21 protein-coding genes are annotated in these 19,358 nt (G+C 63.0%); all 21 read right to left on the bottom strand.

All coding sequences use genetic code 11. The annotated features are described in order from the left end of the window. Window positions 1-6: 6 nt before the first annotated feature. Window positions 7-450: a DUF1622 domain-containing protein gene (locus ACI6S0_RS26115; protein ID WP_004212663.1), complete on the bottom strand. Its 444-nt coding sequence runs from the start codon at window positions 448-450 to the stop codon at window positions 7-9. Next, the gene (locus ACI6S0_RS26110) at window positions 437-1,159 is read right to left on the bottom strand and encodes a hypothetical protein (protein WP_004212662.1); all 723 of its coding nucleotides are present in this window, start codon (window positions 1,157-1,159) and stop codon (window positions 437-439) included. The genes ACI6S0_RS26115 and ACI6S0_RS26110 overlap by 14 nt, the downstream gene beginning before the upstream one ends. Then, window positions 1,156-1,884 (bottom strand): hypothetical protein, encoded by a 729-nt coding sequence (locus ACI6S0_RS26105; RefSeq protein WP_017503491.1) that lies wholly within the window; start codon window positions 1,882-1,884, stop codon window positions 1,156-1,158. Before ACI6S0_RS26105 ends, ACI6S0_RS26110 begins: the two co-directional genes overlap by 4 nt. Further along, on the bottom strand, window positions 1,884-3,794 hold the full coding sequence (locus ACI6S0_RS26100) for a 2Fe-2S iron-sulfur cluster-binding protein (RefSeq protein WP_004213019.1): 1,911 nt from the start codon (window positions 3,792-3,794) through the stop codon (window positions 1,884-1,886). The genes ACI6S0_RS26105 and ACI6S0_RS26100 overlap by 1 nt, the downstream gene beginning before the upstream one ends. Window positions 3,795-3,817: 23 nt before the next feature. Then, window positions 3,818-4,138 carry a hypothetical protein gene (locus ACI6S0_RS26095; RefSeq protein ID WP_009824017.1) on the bottom strand — a complete coding sequence of 107 codons (321 nt, stop codon included), beginning with the start codon at window positions 4,136-4,138 and terminating at the stop codon, window positions 3,818-3,820. 60 nt (window positions 4,139-4,198) lie between these two features. Continuing rightward, window positions 4,199-4,420 carry a hypothetical protein gene (locus ACI6S0_RS26090; RefSeq protein WP_004212658.1) on the bottom strand — a complete coding sequence of 74 codons (222 nt, stop codon included), beginning with the start codon at window positions 4,418-4,420 and terminating at the stop codon, window positions 4,199-4,201. Further along, window positions 4,417-4,896: a heavy metal-responsive transcriptional regulator gene (locus tag ACI6S0_RS26085; RefSeq protein ID WP_004213016.1), complete on the bottom strand. Its 480-nt coding sequence runs from the start codon at window positions 4,894-4,896 to the stop codon at window positions 4,417-4,419. Before ACI6S0_RS26085 ends, ACI6S0_RS26090 begins: the two co-directional genes overlap by 4 nt. A gap of 138 nt (window positions 4,897-5,034) precedes the next feature. Beyond that, window positions 5,035-5,391: a hypothetical protein gene (locus tag ACI6S0_RS26080; protein ID WP_004213015.1), complete on the bottom strand. Its 357-nt coding sequence runs from the start codon at window positions 5,389-5,391 to the stop codon at window positions 5,035-5,037. Between the two features lie 794 nt (window positions 5,392-6,185). Further along, window positions 6,186-6,593: a YgjV family protein gene (locus ACI6S0_RS26075; protein WP_313326454.1), complete on the bottom strand. Its 408-nt coding sequence runs from the start codon at window positions 6,591-6,593 to the stop codon at window positions 6,186-6,188. Beyond that, a complete protein-coding gene (locus ACI6S0_RS26070) occupies window positions 6,545-6,760 on the bottom strand; it encodes a YgjV family protein (protein ID WP_313326453.1) in 216 nt (71 codons plus the stop codon). The genes ACI6S0_RS26075 and ACI6S0_RS26070 overlap by 49 nt, the downstream gene beginning before the upstream one ends. Window positions 6,761-6,885: 125 nt before the next feature. Beyond that, window positions 6,886-7,278 (bottom strand): copper-binding protein, encoded by a 393-nt coding sequence (locus ACI6S0_RS26065; RefSeq protein WP_017502290.1) that lies wholly within the window; start codon window positions 7,276-7,278, stop codon window positions 6,886-6,888. 11 nt (window positions 7,279-7,289) lie between these two features. Continuing rightward, window positions 7,290-10,430 (bottom strand): efflux RND transporter permease subunit, encoded by a 3,141-nt coding sequence (locus tag ACI6S0_RS26060; protein ID WP_313326452.1) that lies wholly within the window; start codon window positions 10,428-10,430, stop codon window positions 7,290-7,292. Further along, on the bottom strand, window positions 10,427-11,920 hold the full coding sequence (locus tag ACI6S0_RS26055; protein WP_017502288.1) for an efflux RND transporter periplasmic adaptor subunit: 1,494 nt from the start codon (window positions 11,918-11,920) through the stop codon (window positions 10,427-10,429). The genes ACI6S0_RS26060 and ACI6S0_RS26055 overlap by 4 nt, the downstream gene beginning before the upstream one ends. Continuing rightward, the gene (locus tag ACI6S0_RS26050; RefSeq protein ID WP_017502287.1) at window positions 11,917-13,146 is read right to left on the bottom strand and encodes a TolC family protein; all 1,230 of its coding nucleotides are present in this window, start codon (window positions 13,144-13,146) and stop codon (window positions 11,917-11,919) included. The genes ACI6S0_RS26055 and ACI6S0_RS26050 overlap by 4 nt, the downstream gene beginning before the upstream one ends. Window positions 13,147-13,669: 523 nt before the next feature. After that, window positions 13,670-13,897: a hypothetical protein gene (locus ACI6S0_RS26045; protein WP_234781450.1), complete on the bottom strand. Its 228-nt coding sequence runs from the start codon at window positions 13,895-13,897 to the stop codon at window positions 13,670-13,672. 193 nt (window positions 13,898-14,090) lie between these two features. Beyond that, window positions 14,091-14,534 (bottom strand): DUF411 domain-containing protein, encoded by a 444-nt coding sequence (locus ACI6S0_RS26040; protein ID WP_017502283.1) that lies wholly within the window; start codon window positions 14,532-14,534, stop codon window positions 14,091-14,093. 8 nt (window positions 14,535-14,542) lie between these two features. Continuing rightward, window positions 14,543-14,974 (bottom strand): DUF305 domain-containing protein, encoded by a 432-nt coding sequence (locus ACI6S0_RS26035; protein ID WP_313326451.1) that lies wholly within the window; start codon window positions 14,972-14,974, stop codon window positions 14,543-14,545. A gap of 71 nt (window positions 14,975-15,045) precedes the next feature. Continuing rightward, window positions 15,046-15,492 (bottom strand): DUF305 domain-containing protein, encoded by a 447-nt coding sequence (locus tag ACI6S0_RS26030; protein ID WP_017502281.1) that lies wholly within the window; start codon window positions 15,490-15,492, stop codon window positions 15,046-15,048. Window positions 15,493-15,534: 42 nt separating this feature from the next. Next, window positions 15,535-16,227, bottom strand: coding sequence for a PepSY domain-containing protein (locus ACI6S0_RS26025; RefSeq protein WP_313326468.1), 693 nt, complete (start codon window positions 16,225-16,227; stop codon window positions 15,535-15,537). A 23-nt stretch (window positions 16,228-16,250) separates the two neighbouring features. Then, on the bottom strand, window positions 16,251-17,450 hold the full coding sequence (locus tag ACI6S0_RS26020) for a copper resistance protein B (protein WP_313326450.1): 1,200 nt from the start codon (window positions 17,448-17,450) through the stop codon (window positions 16,251-16,253). After that, complete coding sequence (locus ACI6S0_RS26015; RefSeq protein WP_021243450.1) at window positions 17,447-19,342, bottom strand: copper resistance system multicopper oxidase; 1,896 nt, start codon at window positions 19,340-19,342, stop codon at window positions 17,447-17,449. The genes ACI6S0_RS26020 and ACI6S0_RS26015 overlap by 4 nt, the downstream gene beginning before the upstream one ends. Between the last annotated feature and the right edge of the window lie 16 nt (window positions 19,343-19,358).

Below are 19,358 nucleotides of genomic sequence, written 5' to 3'. Positions count from 1 at the left end.
CATCTGCTATCGCTTGAGCGCTGTGCCGCATCCGGCGGCCTCAGCCGTAGCCGGCGACCCATCCGACGCCGCACGCGCCTTCTCCCGCGCCATCCGCGTTTCCTCCCAGGGCCAGTGGCCGTTGATCTCGACCCCGAGCGAGATGCTCAGGAAGGTCCGCACCAGCACAAGCCCGGCCAGCACGATGAGATCGTCGAGCGTCGGGTTGATCACCAGCGACTTGACGATGTCGCCGGCGACCAGAAATTCCAGGCCGAGCAGGATGCTGCGGCCGAGCGCCGATCGGAACGCGCTATAGGCCTCGGTTCGGTCGCCCGCCCTCGCCCGCCGCGCAAACAGAAAGGTTGCGAGCCCCGCGCCGACCAGGATGGTCAGCGTGCCCGCCAGTTCCAGGCCGATCACCGCGAGCCGGAAGAAGGCGCTCAGCCAGTCGGCCTCAATGGTGATCATACCAGCCTCGCTTGCGGATATTGTTGAAGCTGTCGGTAGCGTGACAGGCATAGCATTGGTCGACGCGCGCCTTCGACCCGGCTGCGCGCTGCGAGACCATGCTGAAATGCTCCATGAAGTGACTGGGCGGCGCCTTGTGGCACTCGGCGCACTGCGTCGAATTGACCGATGGATGGCGGTAATTGGCGATCTTCCAGCTGTCGGTCTTGTGACAGCTCGCGCAGTCGGTGCCGAACAGGCCCTGGTGCGGATCGCGGAACGCATGGCAGCTCGCGCAATTGAGCGCGGTCTCGGGGGTCAGGCTTCGAGTGTTTGTCGACATGCCCGCCAAAGGCTGCCGCCACTTTGCCATGTCGAGCAAGGCGGCGTGATCCATGCGGATGATGCCGCGCTCTCCCTCATGTTCGACGTGGCAGGAGGTGCACTGCGTCGCTTTCGCGTGGAACTGCGTCGACTGCTTCGTCCCGAAATCCGTGCCCGCATGGCAGGTGAGACAGGTCCGGGTTTCGACGCCCTTGCCCGGCGTGTGGCAGGCCGTGCATTGGCCGGCGAAGGACTGGTGGGCGCTCGAGAGCGGGCCGGGCGCTACGAGCTGCGCCACCAGGCCGGCATCCCTCGGCGCGTCCGATCGCATCCGGATCGCGACCGCGGCGACCATCACCAGCAGGGCCGCGATGAAGACGGCGTAGGAAAGACGCTGCCAGCTCATAGCCAGCGCAGCCCGTAATAGATCGCCGCGCCGACGTGGAGCGCGAGCAGCGCGAAGATGAGACAGCCCAGCAGGATGTGCAGGAACCGCCATCGCGCGAACAGGGTGTTGGTCGCCTCTTCGGCGCGGATCGCGAATTCGGTATCGGCCAGCGCCGCGGCGATCCCCGCCTTGTCCTGGGGGTGCTGGCCCGCGGGCGCATCCCCGGCGACGAACAGATAGCGCCTCCAGCCCGACAGCGGCGCGGCTGCGGTATCGGCCTGCGTCGGCGCGGCCGGCTCCTCGAGGAAGGCGGCGCGAAGCGAAGCCAGTTCCGACCTGCGTCCGCGCAGCGCCCGACCAAGCTGGGCAAGCAGGTAGCGGCCGATGAAGCCGGTGATGACCGTCATCAGCAGAAGGATGGTCAGAAGCAGTCCGACCGGGCTTTCGAGCTTGTGCGCGGCGTGGACCAGACCCAGGATCGGCGCCAGCACGCCGGCATAGATGTGGATGGCGAGCAGGGTCGGCTTGCTGACGAGCCGGGAGAGCGCCTTGTCGACCCAGGCGATATGCTTGGCCGCGACATAGGGAAGCGTCAGCAGCATCAGCACGAGCGCTGCGATCCCGATGATCCCGCCGGCCAGGCTGCCCGGAAAGCGCGGTGACACATGCACGAGGTAGCCGAACGGGAACAGCAGCAGGAACGCGACCAGCAGGCCGACGGCGATGTCGCTGCGTTCGCGCATCAGGCTTCGACCACGAGCGGCGTGCCCGTGCCCTTCGCCTGGCACGCGAGCACATAGCCCTGCGCCTTGTCGGCGGGCGCGAGGCCGGACTCGACCTCCATCGTCACCTCGCCCTGCAGCAGCTTGACGACGCAGGCGCCGCATGTGCCCGCACGGCAGGCATAGGGGATCTCGACGCCCGCGCCCTCGGCCGCCTCGAGCACGGTCTCGTCCGCGGGCAAAGCCGCCGACACCCCCGACACGGAGAAGGTCACCGTGCTCGGTGCCACCTCGGCGCTCGGGGCCGGCTTAGCTGCTGGCGCGGGCGCGGGCTTGACCTCGAGATCCTCGTGGTCGGCCGGCAGCGAGGCCGGACCGAACGCCTCGGTGTGCAGCTGCGCTTCGGGGACGCCGAGTTCCGCCAGCACGCCGCGCATCGCGCCCATCATCGCCGGCGGGCCGCACATATGGATCCGCCGGCTCGCGATCTCCGGCACCGCGGCCAGGATCATCTCGCGGGTGATCGGCCCTTCGGGGCCCATCCAGACGGTGCCGGGCGCGCGCTGCATCGCGGCGACGACATGGAGGTTGGGAAAACGGCGTTCGAGCCGTTCGAGCTCGTCGCGGAACACGAATTCCTCGGTCGACCGTGCGCCGTAGAAGAAGAAGATATCACCCTTCCACGCGGTGTCGGTGAGATAGCGCAGCACCGACATCATCGGGGTGATGCCGACCCCGCCCGCGATCAGCACGATGCTCTGGGCATCCGTTCCCGTGAAGGTGAAGGCGCCGAACGGTCCGCTGACCTTCAGCAGATCGTCGGCGACGACCTTGTCGTGCAGGTATCGCGAGACCACGCCCTGCTCCTCGCGCTTGACCGTCAGTTCGACATAGGCCCGCTGGGTCGGCGAAGAGGCGATCGTGTAGGAACGGCGCGCGGTCTTGCCCGCTTCGGGCTCTACCTCGACCTGCAGGAACTGGCCCGGCAGGAAGTCGAACGGCAGCCGGTCGGCGGCCGGGTCCGCGAGCCGGAAGGTCAGCACGCTCGGCGTCTCTCGCACGATCTGGACCACGCGCAGCTGCCCCGCCCAGCTTTTGGGCTTGCGCAGCGAAGCTCCCGCGGGCGCGGCCGCATTGCTCGAGGCGAGCCCGGCGCTGCCGGCAACGGGGGCAGGTGCGGGCGCGAACTTCGCAGCGGGCGGGACAGCCTTCGGCTCCGGCTTTTCCGAGGTCTTGGCGGTGGCGACACCGCCGGCGATCGCCCCGATCCGCCGGAGGCGGAAGATCTGCAGCGCGATCAGCGTGGCGCTCACCAGCCCCAGGAAGAGCATGAGAAGGAGGTGTGAGGGCGAGATGCCGAACCAGTGGTCGGCATGGCCGGGCGCGGCCTGGTCGATGTCGAGCTGATCGCGCAGCCAGGCAAGCCCGACCTCCCGGGGCGGCTGCAAGCCGCCGATCGCGCCCTGCGCGGCGGTGCCGGACCGGAACAGGTCGGTTCCCTCGCGCAGGCGGCGCGCCGCATCGAGCCGGGCCGAGACCGTGGTTGCACGCGCGCCGTCGGCCGAGGCGGCGTTGATCATCGCTAGGCCCGTGCTTACCCGTTCGCCAGCCTGCGCAGCGACCCGCTGCCTTGCCGCTTCGTCGAGCGCGGGAAAGGCGAGCAGTTGCGAGATGAAGCCGGTCCGGCGCGATTCGTGGCCGTGCTCATTCTCCCCTTCCCCATTGATCATGCGATCCATCATGGGGTTCATCATCTTCGCCATGTCCGACGACCCCGACGATGCCGGTGCGGACATGCCCCCGCCGGCCGGCATGCCTGCGCCATGATGCGCGGCATGATCCTCGCCCTCCTGCGCGCCCGCGCCCGCGGACAGGCTGAGAGCGATTGCGCAGCCGAGGCTCAAGCGTCGAAGGCTGATCCGCCTGGACATCCTCATCCCCTTTTTCAGCGCGCTTACATATCCTTCATCGGCATCGCCGAATTGCCCGGCGCGGGATCGGGTGCCGGCGCGGTCTGGTTGCCGGCCCCGGCGCGCATCGCGTCATGGTCCATCGCCTGACGGTGATGCCGCTCCATCTCGGCCTGGTTGCTCATCGCGTCCATCGACGCCGCGTCTGCAGCGTTGCCGCTGTCGGTCAGGACCGGGGTGGCGGCGACGCTGTTCGCCGCGGGCGGCACCGTCTGGTCGGCCTGGCGGTCGCAGCCCGAAAGCGCGAGCGCCAGCAACAGGCTTCCGCCGACAAGCGGAAGGGCTTTTTTCGCATGGTCGATCATAGCTTGCTCCTTGGCTTGAAAACTGTGGTCCCGGGCGCCGGGGATGGCGCCCGGACCGGCTCATTGCGCGCTGCGCAGGATCTGAAGGCACCGGTCGTGCGAGAGGTTCATCGGGTTGCGCCCCTGCCCCTTCATCTCGCCATGATCATGCGGCGTCTGGAGACCCATATTGCCCTCCATCGCCCGGCAACTCTCGACCTGCGCCGAGGTCGGCCGCGTGGTTACACAGGCGCCTAGAAGCAGCGCCGGCGTGAGGACGGCGATCAAACGCATTTTCTTCATGACAAAAGCCCTTTCGCTAGTGATGATCGTTCGTCCTGCGCTGCCTGATGTTTCTTGTTATGCTGTTGGTCTTTCCGCCGCGCCGTCAGGAAGGCGAGGATCGGGCAATCGGAGACGGGCACTTCGCCCGGGCATTCGTCGGCGAGCATCCGCAGCATGTCGCGGATATCCGACAGGCGCTCGAGCCGGGCTTCGGCGTCCGCGATCTTGGCAAGCGTGATATCGAGCACGGCCTGGGCATGCGCGGTGTCCGACGCCCTGAGCGCCAGCAGCTGCCGGGCCTGTTCGAGTGTGAAACCAAGCTCCTGCGCCGAGCGGATGAAATTGACGCGCTCGAGGTCGGTCGCGTCGTAGAGCCTGTAGCCCGCTGCCGTGCGCGCGGGTTCGCGCAGCAAACCCATCCGCTCATAATAGCGGATCGTGTCGCGGCCCACGCCCGCAGCGGCGGCCAGTTCGCCGATCTTGAAATTGCCCATGTCATCCGCTCGATCATCATGCCGGTTGTGTCCAGGGTCAAGCGGTTCGCTTTGACCCCGAACGGTCCGTTGCCGCCGGCAGCCCGCTGCCCCGACGTCTCGCATCCGGGCAGCTTGTGCCGGCGGGCCACCGGCTCGTCAGTTCTTGCGAAGCTCGACGATGTCGTGCTTGGCAGGCGTACCGTCGGCGACGGACACGTGCGCGAAGTGATCATCGAAGATATGATCGATCGTCACATGGCCGATGAGCTGGCGGTGATAAGTCGGCGCCACGCCTTTGGACGGACCCGGATGGGTCACGACGCGATAGACCTCGAGCTTCTGGCCGACCTCGGCGCCATCGGCCTTTCCGATGCAGACGACCGTGCCGTTGCTGCCCGTGTCGACGATCGAACCGCGCATGAACCAGGTGTGGCCGATACCTTGCGCGAATAGCGGAGAGGCGCCGAGCATCGAGATTCCGGCCAGCGCCACCATGATGGACTTCTTCATCATCATCTTGACTCCTTGAGTGAGCGTTGAGAACTGCTGCTCGATTTCTCGAGGGGAAGATTTTGTTTCTTCGCCCACAGGACTATGGTCCCGGGTCCAAGCTCGGTATACGTAGTGTTCGCAGCCGAAGTTTTTCGGGCAAGGTGTCTGAAGGCCGGGCTTACTCGTACGTAACGATCCAGGGCACGACTTTCGTGTTTATGAAACGTAGTCTGGAACCAGGCCTTAACCCCTGAGGACAAGCGCTTTACGTCCAGCTGGCCGCGCAAAACGGCTACGTTGGCGATAGAAGAAGGTCGTCGAAGGTTCGTCCGACGAATTTACGCTTCGCTATCTCCCTCGTATCTCACGAGCAATTCCTTGCGGGCTGCCATTTCGGTCGCAACAGATGCCACCCGGGCAGGCGGAGCAGGCGGTGCCTGCAGCTCCGGAGAAAGCGCCTTTCCAGCCTACTCCAGTGCTCCCTGCCGCACCCCTAAGCCCCGCCATCATCAACGGGAGCGAAAGACTGTGGCGGCCTTTCCGGAATCCACCAGACCTGGCAAAGGCCCCACTCTGCTGACAATTTCATTTCGACCTCGACCGGAACTGATGGCATCTAGGCATGGCCCCAGCCAAGTCAGGCGGCGGCCAGGGGCTACGCGTAGCGCGACCGGTCCCGGGATCGATCCCGATCAACAACATCCGGAACGCCTTCGGCGTCCTCGTTGAAATCGCGAATTGCGGCGCGGCGCCATCCGCTGTTTTGCTCACTTCCGGAAGGAGCCACCCTCATTCCATCGTCGCGCGAAACTCTGTCATCCGGTCCGCTTCAAACGCGTTGGTGCCGGGATGGATGTGCTGATCAGCGTATTCCAAACAGAGATCGACAACAAAGGATTTCGATTCCGGACAACGAACTTCATCAGGTTCGCGAGGTTCGAGACCAAGGATACCAAATCAGTGCCCAAGGCGAACAAAGCTCCGACCATCATATTGTGGACGAGCCAGAATGGGGCCCCTACGAGAAAAAGGCCTTTCATCCGCGTAGTCGAGGTTTGGAGCCGTGCGAAGCTGCCCAACGAACTGCCCGTGAACGCCAGAGCTGAGGGGAGACCGTGCCAGGTCACAACCGACAGAAAAGCCATCAAAATCAGACTAGCGCCGTAAAGCCTCGTCACCACATAGCGATCACGCACTGACGCGGAAATGCGAGCTGCGAACATGAAATGAGGCACGCTATCGCCGCAGTGGGTGAGCCGAGCATCAAAAAATAGAGCGCGAAGGCGGCAGCACCCGCGCTCTGGATTTTCACCGCGGTTCGATAGTCGTCGAAAAACGGCCAGCTAATGACGCACAAAAACGCGACGCAGCCGAACGCGGTGGCAATCATGATTGCCGCCACCCGGTTGTTTCGCTCAAGACCTGCGTTTCGCGCCCAGCTCTATCTTTCTTCATAGTGCAAGCGTGAACGAACAAGGTTAATTACGATTTAAGAACGCCCGTAGTAGCGCGGATTTACGGCTGCTTTTGGATCGCCGTTACCTCGCCGGCGTTGCCCGTCAACATAAGGTCAAAATCGACCTTATCGCCAACCTTCACTGCATCTGTGATCGCCGGGGCAGCCTTGAACGCCATTGTCATTGCCGGCCATTTGGCTTCGGGGATGGCGCCATGATCGAGTGTGATCGTGCCCGCAGACTTGTCGATCGCGGTGACCGTGCCGTGTCCCTTCACCTTGATTGCAGTGGCAGCCGACGGCTCCATCGCCATATTTGCCATGTTGCCGCTCATAGCGGCGGCGGGTTCTGCCTTGTTGGTCTCGACCGCAACGGGCGGTTCGGCTTTTTTCCCGCAAGCGACGGTCAGTGCCGCGAGGCCGAGGGCAAAGGTCAGTCGTCCGTAGTTCATGGTCTTCTCCTTTATAATGAAACGTGTTGGTCATTGGGCTTCATCTTCGGCCGCCGAAGCAGCAGATAGGCGGCAGGCAGGACGAACATCGACAACAGCGGCGCGGTCAGCATGCCGCCTATCATCGGCGCGGCGATCCGGCTCATGACTTCGGATCCGGCGCCCGATCCCAGCAGGATCGGCAAGAGGGCAGCGAGGATCACGGCGACCGTCATCGCCTTGGGCCGAACGCGGAGCAGTGCGCCTTCGCGCACTGCCGTCTCGACCTCGGCGACATCCGGATCGGTGCGCTCTTCCAAGGCGTTCTTCAGGTAGATCAGCATCACGACGCCGAATTCGGCGGAGACGCCAGCGAGCGCGATGAAACCTACCCCGGTGGCGACCGACTGGTTGAAGCCGAGCAGATAGAGGATCCAGATGCCGCCGGTGAGCGCGAACGGCAACGTCCCCATGATCAAAGCTGCTTCATCGAACCGCCCGAAGATCATGTAGAGCAGCACGAAGATGATCAGCAGCGTCGCCGGCACGACGAGCTTCAATTTGGCAACGGCACGCTGGAGATATTCGAACTGTCCCGAATAGGCGACGCTAACCCCTGGCGAGAGCGTCACCTGTCTTGCGATCGCATGCTGCAGGTCACTCACGACCGACGCAAGGTCGCGTCCGCGCACGTCGACATAGACCCAGGTCGATGGGCGGGCGTTTTCGGTCTTGAGCATCGGGGGCCCCTCAGCGATCGAGACGCGCGCAATGGTGCCGAGCGTGATCTGCTGTCCGGACGGGGTCAGGACCGGCAGCATCCGTATTCCGTCAAGACTGTCGCGTAGCTCCCGCGGATAGCGGACGCTGATCGGATACCGTGCCAGCCCCTCGACCGTCTCGCCGATCGTCTCGCCGCCGATCGCGCCAGAGACGATCCGCTGCACGTCCGTAATATTGAGCCCAAATCGGGCGGCAGCGGCCCGATCGACATCGACATCGACATAGCGCCCGCCCGTCAAGCGCTCTGCGAGCGCCGAACTGACCCCAGGCACGGTTTTCGCAACTGTCTCGACATCGTGCGCGATGCGGTCGAGCTCAGCGAGGTCAGCACCCGACACCTTGACCCCGATCGGGCTCTTGATGCCGGTCGCCAGCATGTCGATCCGGTTGCGAATGGGCGGCACCCACACATTGGCGAGGCCGGGCAGTTTTACCGTTCGATCAAGCTCCTCGACCAGCTTGTCCGGAGTCATGCCCGGTCGCCATTGGTCGCGAGGTTTGAACTGGATCGTCGTCTCGAACATCTCAAGCGGCGCAGGATCGGTGGCAGTCTCGGCGCGGCCGGCCTTGCCGAACACGCTCTCGACCTCGGGCACGGTCTTGATCAGGCGGTCGGTCTGCTGGAGCAGGTCCGACGCCTTCGCCGCCGAGAGACCCGGCAGCGCCGAGGGCATGTAGAGCAGATCACCCTCCTCCATCTTCGGCATGAACTCGCCGCCAAGCTGGGTGAGCGGCCAGGCGGTTGTTGCAAAAGCGAGCGCCGCGATCAGCAGTACGGTCCTTGGCCGCCGCATCGTCCAGTCGAGCGCGGGCCGGTAGATGTTCGTCAGCCAGCGATTGACCGGGTTGGACTGCTCGGGCGGAATCTTGCCCCGGATCAGCAAACCCATGAGCACCGGCACCAGGGTCACCGACAGGATCGCCGCCGACGCCATCGCATAGGTCTTGGTGAAAGCGAGCGGTGCGAACAGCCGTCCTTCCTGTCCTTCCAGCGTGAACACCGGAATGAACGACAGGGTGATGATCAGAAGGCTGAAGAACAGCGCTGGCCCAACTTCGGCTGCCGCTTCGGTGATGACGGTCCATCGGGTATCCCCCTCGAGATGTTCGTCCGGGTGATCCTCCTCCCATCGCTCGATTTTCTTATGGGCATTCTCGATCATGACGACCGCGGCATCGACCATCGCGCCGATGGCGATCGCGATGCCGCCCAACGACATGATGTTGGCATTGACCCCCTGGAAACGCATGACGACGAAGGCTGCCAGCACACCAAGCGGAAGCGTGAGAATTGCAACGAGCGCCGAACGGACATGCCAAAGGAAGAGCCCGCAGACGATCGCAACGACTATGAATTCCTCGACCAGCTTGTGGGTCAGATTCTCAACGGCGCGGTCGATGAGCTGCGAGCGATCATAGACCGTAACCACATCGACGCCGGGTGGCAGGCCCTTCTTGAGCTCTGCGAGCTTGTCCTTGACCGCCGCGATTGTCTCGCGCGCATTCTTGCCCGAGCGCAGGATCACAACGCCGCCCGCGACCTCGCCCTCACCGTTCAGTTCGGCAATCCCGCGCCGCATCTCGGGGCCGGCCTGGATCGTGGCAACGTCGCCCAGTCGCACCGGCACACCGCCGGCTGCGGTCCTTAAGGGAATGGCGCGGAAATCGTCGAGCGTCTTCAGATAGCCGGAGACACGGACCATATATTCGGCCTCGGCCATCTCCAGTACCGAGCCGCCGCTCTCCTGATTGGCCTTCTGAATGGCATCGACCGTCTGGGCGTGGGTCACGCCGTAGGCGGCGAGCTTCACCGGATCGAGCAGCACCTGATATTGCTTCACCATGCCGCCAATGCTGGCGACCTCTGCGACCCCCGTTACCGTTTTCAGCTCGTAGCGCAGGAACCAGTCCTGAAGCCCGCGAAGCTGCGAGAGATCGTGGCGGCCAGTGCGATCGACCAGCGCATATTCATAGACCCAGCCCACCCCGGTCGCATCCGGCCCCAGCGCGCTGCGGGCGCTGGCCGGCAGCCGGCCTTGTACCTGGTTGAGATATTCGAGCACGCGGCTGCGCGCCCAATAGAGATCGGTGCCGTCCTCGAAGATCACATAGACAAAGCTGTCGCCGAAGAAGGAATAGCCGCGGACGGTCTTTGCGCCGGGCACAGAGAGCATTGTGGTGGTGAGCGGATAAGTGACTTGGTTCTCGACGATCTGCGGCGCCTGCCCGGGATAGGAGGTGCGGATGATCACCTGCGTGTCCGAGAGATCGGGCAACGCATCGATCGCGGTCGATCGCACCGCCCAGACGCCCACGCCGATCAGCGTCAGCACCCCGATGATGACGAAGAAGCGGTTTCTGACTGACCAGCGGATGAGATGGGCGATCACTGGCCCATTACCTTCGCCATGCGTCGCACGGTTGGTCCACTCGGTGGTTGATCGAACCCGAACCGGACCCGGTCGCCCGTCTTTAAGCCGCGCGCGACTTTCGGGTCTGTGAGCTGAAACGTCATCGTCATCGCTGGCCAGCCAATGGCTGGCACGGCTTGATGGCTCAGCGTCACCGACTGGGCGGTGATCTTTTCGATCGTACCGACGGTCTCATAGACTGCGCCGGTCGGCATAGGTTTGGCAGGACTCTTTGGCATGTCAGCACCGATCGGCCGTGCTTCCACGCCCGAGAGGCTTGCTTCGGAATCGATCAGGAACTGACCCGAAGCGACGATCTTTTCGCCTTCGCTCAGGCCCGCCAGAATCTCCGTATCATCGCCAGCTTCCCTCCCAGTTTGCACCTCGGCAGGGCGGTAGCGCCCCTTGTCGAGCGCGAGCATGACCAACGTGCGCTTGCCAGTGCGGATCAGGGCTTCGGACGGCACCAGCAACGCCGGCTGCGCGCTCCCGCCAAACGAGACGGTCGCAAACATGCCGGGACGCAGTCGCCCGCCGCGATTGGGCAGCTCGATCCGAACGGTGAGTGTGCGGCTGTCGGCCTGTGTCTCGGGGAGGATCGCCGAAACGCGCCCGGAGATGGTTTCGCCGGGGAAGGCTGCAAGCGCGGCTCGCACCGCTTGTCCAGGCTTCAAGGGACCGGCGACCGCTTCCGGCACGGCGGCATTCAACCAGACCGTGCCGAGCCCGTTGACCTCGGCAAGCGTCTGGCCTGCCATCAAGGTCATGCCGCCCCGCACGTTCAACGTCTTGATCACGCCGCCCGTGGGCGTGGAGATGGTGATCACATTATGCGGTCGTCCGGTTTGCTCGACCGATGCGATCGTGCCGGAGGGCATGCCGAGCAGCATGAGCCGTTGACGCGCGGCCTGGATCAGAGCGGCGTTGCCGGTGCGGCGGACCGCCAGAAACTCGGTCTGTGCGCCGCCCCATTCCGGCACCAGAACATCGGCAAGCGGCGCGCCTGCACCGATCACATCACCAGGTGCGCGGCCATAGACACGGGAAACGAAGCCGCCTGCACGCGCCTGAACGATCGCAACGTCGCGCTGGTTGAAGTCGATCGTGCCGGTGGCGGTGAGACTGCTCGCCAATTCGCCGCGCCGCACAGCCACCGTTCGCATCCCGAGCGCCTGGGAGGCGGACGGGTCGATCGATATTCCCGGCTGTGCCGCGCTTGCCCCCACCTCATCCGCATAGCGCGGGATTGTTTGCATTCCCATCGACGACAGGCCTGGACCGTCATGATGCTCAGCGGGGATCATCGGGTCATACCAATAGAGGATCTTGCGTGCCGGCGGTTTGGCGGCCGTAGCGTCGGGTGATCCTCCTCTCCATTCAGAGATGGTGAAACCGACCCCGCCAGCGGCGACCGCGAGCAGCGCCGCGGCACCGAAAAGGCCGCCCCGAGGGATTGTGAAATGGCTCATTGCGATTCGCTCCGATACGTAAGGTTCAGTCGAACACCGTCAGCAGCGACAAGGGCTTCACGGTCGAGAGTGTTGAGGGTGACGTCGGCAAGGGCCGCATAGGCATCCGCGATATCGACAAGATTGGCGCGACCTGCCCCGTAGCTTGCCGTCTCCAACGTCACCCGCTGCTCGGCGAGTGGCAGCAATGTGTCCCGCGCGCGCAGCCACTGTTCATGATGCATGATATGGTCCGCAAGATCGGTTTCGAGATCAGCGGCCAGCGCCCGCAGGGCCGCGTCGCGTTCGGCCAGGATGCGTCCGGCATTCTCCTGGGCCGCCGCAATGCCCGCATTCTGTCGACTGCGGGTAAAGAAGGGCAGACTGACCGTCACACCGGCTGACACATAATCTCCAAAACGAGGGTCGCGGCGTTGATAGGCAAGGTTCACCCCGAAGTCGGAACGGCGGTTGGCATCGGCCATACGCACATCGGCCATTGCCTGACCGGACTGGGCGTCGATCATTGCCATGGTGGGAAGGCGATCCAGGCCAGCGCGCAGTTCGGCCCCATCGACAGGGAAGTCGGGAATAGATCCGGCAATTTCAGGCGCCGGGTCACCCGTCCATCGCGTCAGAGCAGCCCGTGCCCGCGCTATGTTTGAGACCAGTTCGCTGCGACGATCTTCTAATGAGGCGATAGCCTGTCGGCCGGCAAGAGTCTGCGCAGGCCGGGCATTGCCCGACGCGACGGCACTGGGCGTTGTCCGCACCACGCGCTCCAGACGGGCTAGAAGATCATCAAGCGCGGTCAGCCGGCGCTCGGCATAGGCAAGGTTGATCCAGGCAAGCGCAGTGCCGACCTCAACCGAACGCGCCTCAAATGCGGTGTCGGCATCTGCAGCCTTGATATCGCTGTCAGCGCGGGCGCGTTGCGCACGGCGCTTGGCGAGGTTGGGAATATCCTGGGACACGCCCACCCGCGCCATCGTGAAATTGTCCTGCCCGGGAGCAAACGCCAATGGCCCCGAGATCGGGAAACTGTCGAGCCCAACGGCCAGAGTCGGATCAGGTAGCGATCCGGCGCCGCCACGAGCGGAACGAGCGGCCTCGGCGGCGAGCGCCTTGGCCTTGATCGACGGCGCTTCCTGCCGCGCGCGCTGGAGCGCAGCGTCGAAAGTGAGGGGACCAGCGAATGCAACGCCGGGGATCGCCGCGAGCAGCGGCAGACAAACAAACAATCGCATGGAAAACTCCTGATCGGAGGATCAGGCCGGCGTCGCGCACTCTGGCAGGCATGTCAGTGGCGGCGGGATGGGGGCAATCCCGCCGCCACTGCTGGCCTGGCCGTCTATGCGACCTTACACGGCCAGAGGCTGTGCCTAGCCGGCCGAGGGAGCCGACGAAGGCGATGCCATGCTATGCATCTCCTTCATGCAGTCCGCCGCGCTCATCTTCATCATGTCGCAGTTGCAGTTCGCCATCTGCGGAGCATCGGGCACCCAGACGCGACGGGGGCTCATAGATGGCGCACGCGGGCCATAGTTTGGCGATTAACGCCATTCATAATGGCCAGACTGCGAGTTTGTGTTGGGTTCGCCGGCGAAAGCGGCAACGGGAGCGGCAAGCGCAATGCCCAGCAGGGCATAGAAAACACGGTTCTTCATGACTGTAATCCTTGGGCAAAATATCGTGGTAGCCGCGGGTCAGACAGGATTTTCAGATGCGCGATAGACGCAAGAATCCTGTCAGCCTGGCAGCCGGTGTCGATCAGCCAAGGAGAGTCGGTGGTTCCGGTTCGGGAGTGAGGTCACTGCCGTGCAGGACAGTGATGGTTGCCCAGAAGGGCAGAGCTGGACTGGCTTCGCGTGCTTCCAGCATAGGCGCGTCATTACGAACGGCCAGCGGAACGACGCAGCCCATGGCCGCGATGCATTCCAGGGTCATGCCCTTGCAAGGCTTCTGAGCAGGTTGTTGCTGCTGTGCCATTATCTTCATGCAGTCTTCCGACATCCCAGCCACGGCCTGCACAGACGTGGCCATTGGGGCGGACATCGCAGGCGGAGCGGACGCAAAGGCCGCCGCTTGGCCAATCAAGCCAACCATGGCTCCCAGAAGGAGAAGAAGTTGCAAAACGCGTTTCACAGCCGTTATTTATTACGCCTCGTAGCATCAAAGATCAACGAGATGGTCACCCGCCGTGTCGGGCAAATACCGTCTGACCCGCCGATCCGAAGGCGATGACAGAGTAGGGTTGTGGTTTTTGGCCGGGGACTTCCATCCCCGGAGAACCCAGCGGCATGCCCGCTACGGCCAATCCCTTTACGCCCTTCGGGCGCTTCGCGATCGCGCGCTTCATGTCGGCAATGGGAACGTGGCCCTCGAAAACCATGCCATCGACAATTGCAGTATGGCATGATGCCAGCGCAGCGGGCACGCCTTGAGCGCGTTGAAAGCGGCCGCGTTGCTGGTCGTCGACGATATTGACGCTTTGTCCAAATTGTCTGCGCACCTGGGCCGCCCACTGTTCGCAGCAACCGCAACCAGGGTCACGATGCATGATGATCGGGGCAGCTTCGGCGCTGGCGACGGAGAAGGCTGCTATGAACGCAGCGAGGGCAAATTTGAGTGTCATACGATCCCTTATTGGTTCCCCCGCCCCTGGGCGGGGGAGGAAAGGTCTATTGGGCGCTTGTTGTGGGCTCTCAGCCAGCCTTGAAGCTCGCCCACTTCTCGCGTTTGCTCGGTGATTGACTTGTTCGCCATCATTCGGACCTGCGCGTCCTTGGTGTCGCGCAAAACGATGCGTGACATCGCAATCGCACCGCGATGATGCTCGATCATCTTGCGCACCCAGGTCTCCGTTGCATCGCTGCCCGTGGCGGACATCATCTTCTGATGCATCTCCATTTCTGCAGGCGGGTAAGGATTGGCTGGCGTGGGGTTCATGGTCTGGCGCATGTCCATCTTGCTATGGTCCATGCCCTGCATTTGGGCGATCGCCGGCGCGGCCACCAGTCCAGCGATGATGATGGGGACTATTTTCTTCACAATTCTCTCCTCAGCGCCCCGCATTGATAATACGCATGGGCGCGCCATTTCCCTCGTGAGGCGGCACAAAATTTACGGGAACGGGAGCGCGAAGCCTACTTGCGGGCTAGAATAGCCTTCATTTCATCGATTTCGCGGCGCTGAGATTCCTCGATGCCGCTGCACAGACGAACGATTTCCGGATCCTTCAAGGAGGCCTCGCGGCACATCAGGATCGCGCCCGAATGATGCGGGATCATCGATCGGAGGAATGCTGTATCGCCGATCGTTGTTTGCGTGCGGATGAGGGCAAATGATCCGGCGAATATCGCAACTGACCCTAATATAAGGGCCGCGTTTGCCTTTTTCGACGGGAACATATGGCCCATCGCGAGGACCATCAGCACCACCATGGGCGCCACCATCATTAGCGTCATGTAGAGCATATTCAGGTTGTTGTAGAAGCTCCCCAAGCTGTCGATCATGACGAACATCACCAGATACATGATGACGCCGCCAACCAAGGTCTGCAGGGCGAGGCTCGCATAGGCATTTTTCATCATTGGTCGTCTCCTTTGGCCCCCGCCCCGATCCTGCTTGACTATTCAACCCGTGCGGCGTCGCTTTCGCGGCCACCGAAGATACAAAAGTGCCGAACCCGCGATCGCCAATGCGAGACCACCTGCGGCAAACGCCATCAACCACGGCGTGTTGAAATTTTCGTGGTTTTTCCAATCCATGATGTGGAGCGCCCAGAAGAAATCGTACAGGCGCCACGTTCCATTTCTCACAGCGACGATCCGACCACTATTCCGGGCAACATAGACGCGGGTCGCTTCGCGGTCAGGGAAGTCCACCCGCCAGGCCGGCAGGACGCCCTTGAATTCTGGGGTCGACGCCACAACCAGGCGCACGCTCGGCGGCTCCGACGTACCACGGTAGGCCTGTATCGCCACCGCGCGAGCCATCGCAGCGTTCACGGGACCAAGTCGACGACCTGTTTCTGCATCGTGGAGTGAGATCGTCCCATCGATAGACTCGACCTCCGCAATCTCGCGGCCGAGCAGCGCGCGATATCGGACTTCACGCACGGGTCTGGTCGCCGCGCGCAACACTAGGTCCAACGGCGCGCGCGATCTCGACTGTTCCAATATCGCCGGCGACGATCGCTCGACGAGATGTTCACCGCGGACTCGCTCGATCGGCAACAGGCTCATGACAAGACCGCTCGCAAACCAAAACAGCAGCTGGACGCCGATAACCAGGGCTAACCAGCGATGAACGCGGCTAGCCCCGATGTGGAAGCGGAGTTTGGCGCTTCTCAGAACCAGGTCCGAACACCGATTACAAAGCTGGCCGCCTTCACGTCCCCTCCGTCTGAGCGTGCATAGTCCGCCGTCCGCCCGAACTTTCGGTCGTAAGAAACGCCGATGTAGGGGGCAAATTCGCGGCGCAGTTCGTAACGCAAACGCAGTCCCAATTCGGCGTTCGTGATGCCCGCTCCAATCCGCGTCTCCGGGACATTTTGTGCTGAAAGGTTCACTTCCAGGCGCGGCTGGAGAATGAGGCGTTGCGTGATACGCTGATCATAATAGCCCTCGATCCGCCCCAACACCTCGCCTTTGTTCGACAGAAACAGGGCAGCCTCGGTCTCAAACCAGTAAGGCGCCACCCCCTCAATACCGATCGTCGCATAAGTACGGGATGGGTTGGGTTTGAAATCGTAACGGACACCCGCCTGGAGGTTCCAATAAGGGTCGAGTGCACGACTGTAGAGCGCCTGAACTTCTGCGGTCTCCATGTAGGTGCCGCTTCTGCCAGCAAGAACGCCCTCACCCTCTGTCTTGACCACCAGCCGATCGAGATCCTTGCCGAACCACGCCTCCCCGTCCCACCGATAGCCGTCGCGGCCGTTACGGACCTGATATTCCGCCAGATTGAACAGGATCATCGAGCTGGATGAGCCGCCATGTTCCTTATGCAGCATGGTACGCGAAGCCGCCATCTCGCCGTTTTTGTAGACGCGGTCGGCATAGTTGTCGGTAGGAGGTTGGGGTGCAGGGGCGTTGCCGGGCATGAGACTGGTGCCACCAGCGCCATGGGCTGCCATCGGCCCATCCATCGCCATGCCGGGCATCGACGACATTTCGTGCTGCATCGGCTGACCGCCGGGTGCCGCCTGCATGTCCATGCCGGGCATGTCGTGTTTCATCGTACCGCCCGCCCCATCGGGCATGGTCATGCCAGGCATGCCGGACATAGCCCCCATGCCCGACATGTCGTGCGGCGCCGACTTGGGTTTTGCTGCCGGTGCCCGGCGCTTCGGGGTGGCAGGCTTGCCCTTAGCCGTGGGCGCAGCGGCGCGCCTGGGCTGGCTTGCTGGCTTGGCCACCGGCTTTTTCTTCGCCGCTGGCTGAGCAGCAGGCATGTTCATGCCCGGCATATTCTGCATCGACTGCGCGCTGACTGGGGTCGCCAAGGCGAGCGGGGCCGCGCCGATCAGAAGGAGAAGCGACTTCATGCGGCATCTCCCCGGGGACGGACGGAGACGACGCGCATCATCCCGGCATGCATGTGATAGAGCATATGGCAGTGAAACGCCCAGTCGCCGACTGCGTCTGCGGTGACGTCGAAACTTACCTTGCCTCCTGGTGCGACATTGACGGTGTGTTTGCGCGGCGAATACTCGCCATGCCCGGTCACCAGCTCGAAGAAATGCCCATGAAGATGGATCGGGTGCGACATCATCGTGTCATTGACGAGCGTGACGCGGACCCTTTCGTTTTCGATAAAGGGAATGGGCTCGCGCTTGTCACTGAGCTTCACCCCATCGAACGACCACATATAGCGTTCCATATTCCCGGTCAGGTGGATTTCCATCGCGCGGTCTGGCGCGCGAACATCGGGGTTGCGCTCCACCGCCATGAGATCGCGATAGACAAGAACCCGGTGGCCAACGTCTTCGAGACCCTGTCCCGGTTCTCCCGTGCGATCCATCGGCATGGGCGAGATCGTCTGGACACCCGGTCCCATCTTAACCTGCGGCGCTTTGCTGGCGTCGCGCATGTTCATGCCGCCCATTCCGCCCATCGCCATGCCGCCCATTGTATCACCGGACCCGCTGCCCATTCCGGGCATGTTGGCCATGGAACTATCCGCCGGTTTTTGCATGCTTGGCATCGACGCGCCGGCCCCCATATCCATGCCTGCCATCCCGCCCGCGGCAGCTCCGCCGGCAGACATGTCATGCCCCATTGCTGCGTGGTCCATGCCGGACATGCCGCTCATATCCATGTCCCCCATGCCCATGTCCTTCATATCGGCAAGGGGCCGCTTGCGGAGCGGCGGAACTTCGGCCGTCATGCCTTCACGCGGAGCCAGTGTGGCGCGTGCCATGCCCGAACGATCAACGGATTCACCGACCAGCGTGTAGGCGCGATCATCGGTCGGAGTAACGATGACATCATAGGTCTCGGCAACCGCGATCTGAAACTCGTCGACCTCGACCGGCCTGACATTGAGCCCGTCGGCCTGAACAACCGTAAGTTTGAGACCGGGAATCCGGACATTGAACGTCGTCATCGCGGAGGCATTGACGAAACGCAGGCGAACGCGCTCACCTGGCTTGAAAAGCGCGGTCCAGTTGTCCCGTGGGCCATGCCCATTCACGAGATAGGTATAGGTCGAGCCCGTGACATCGGACACGTCGGTCGGATCCATCCGCATATTGCCCCAGTCAAGTCGGTCCTTGAGGGGTTGGTCTTCCTTGGCCAGCAAACCGGCCAGCGTTTGCCGCTGATAATTGAAATAGCCACCGCCGACCTGCTTGAGCTTCCGGAAAATTGCGTGCGGATGCATCTGGCTATGGTCGGAGAGCACGATGACATGCTCTCGATCCGACTGAATCGGATCCTCGCCTTCCGGGTCGATGACAATCGGTCCGTAATGACCTAACTGCTCCTGCAGCCCCGAATGGCTATGATACCAATAGGTGCCAGCCTGGACGATGGGGAACTCATAGACAAAGGTCGACTTGGGCTTGATGCCGGGGAAGCTGATGCCGGGCACGCCGTCGAACTGGAACGGCAAAAGCAGGCCGTGCCAGTGGATCGAGCTGTCTTCCTCGAGATCGTTGATCACCGACAGGCGGACGTTTTGGCCCTGACGCAGACGGATGAGGGGCGCAGGCACAGTGCCATTGATGCCGATGGCATGGCTTTGTCGGCCGTCGATCATCATCATCTGATGCGCGATCTTGAGCGTGATATCGTTCCCGCTGACCGTTGGCAGTGGCTTGGCAATCCCGGACGAAATGGGTTGAGCCCATGCCGGCAGCCATGCCGACAATGCGAGGCCACCGCCGGCCAGCGCAGCGCCGCGGAAAAGGTCGCGGCGGTTCAATCCGGGGGACATAATATCTCCTTGTTCA

This window comes from Sphingobium sp. DN12 (genome assembly GCF_051058005.1).
Taxonomy (GTDB): Bacteria; Pseudomonadota; Alphaproteobacteria; order Sphingomonadales; family Sphingomonadaceae; genus Sphingobium; species Sphingobium yanoikuyae.
Note: the sequence above shows the minus strand (reverse complement) of the source record. Positions and strands in the feature narration are given on the sequence as shown.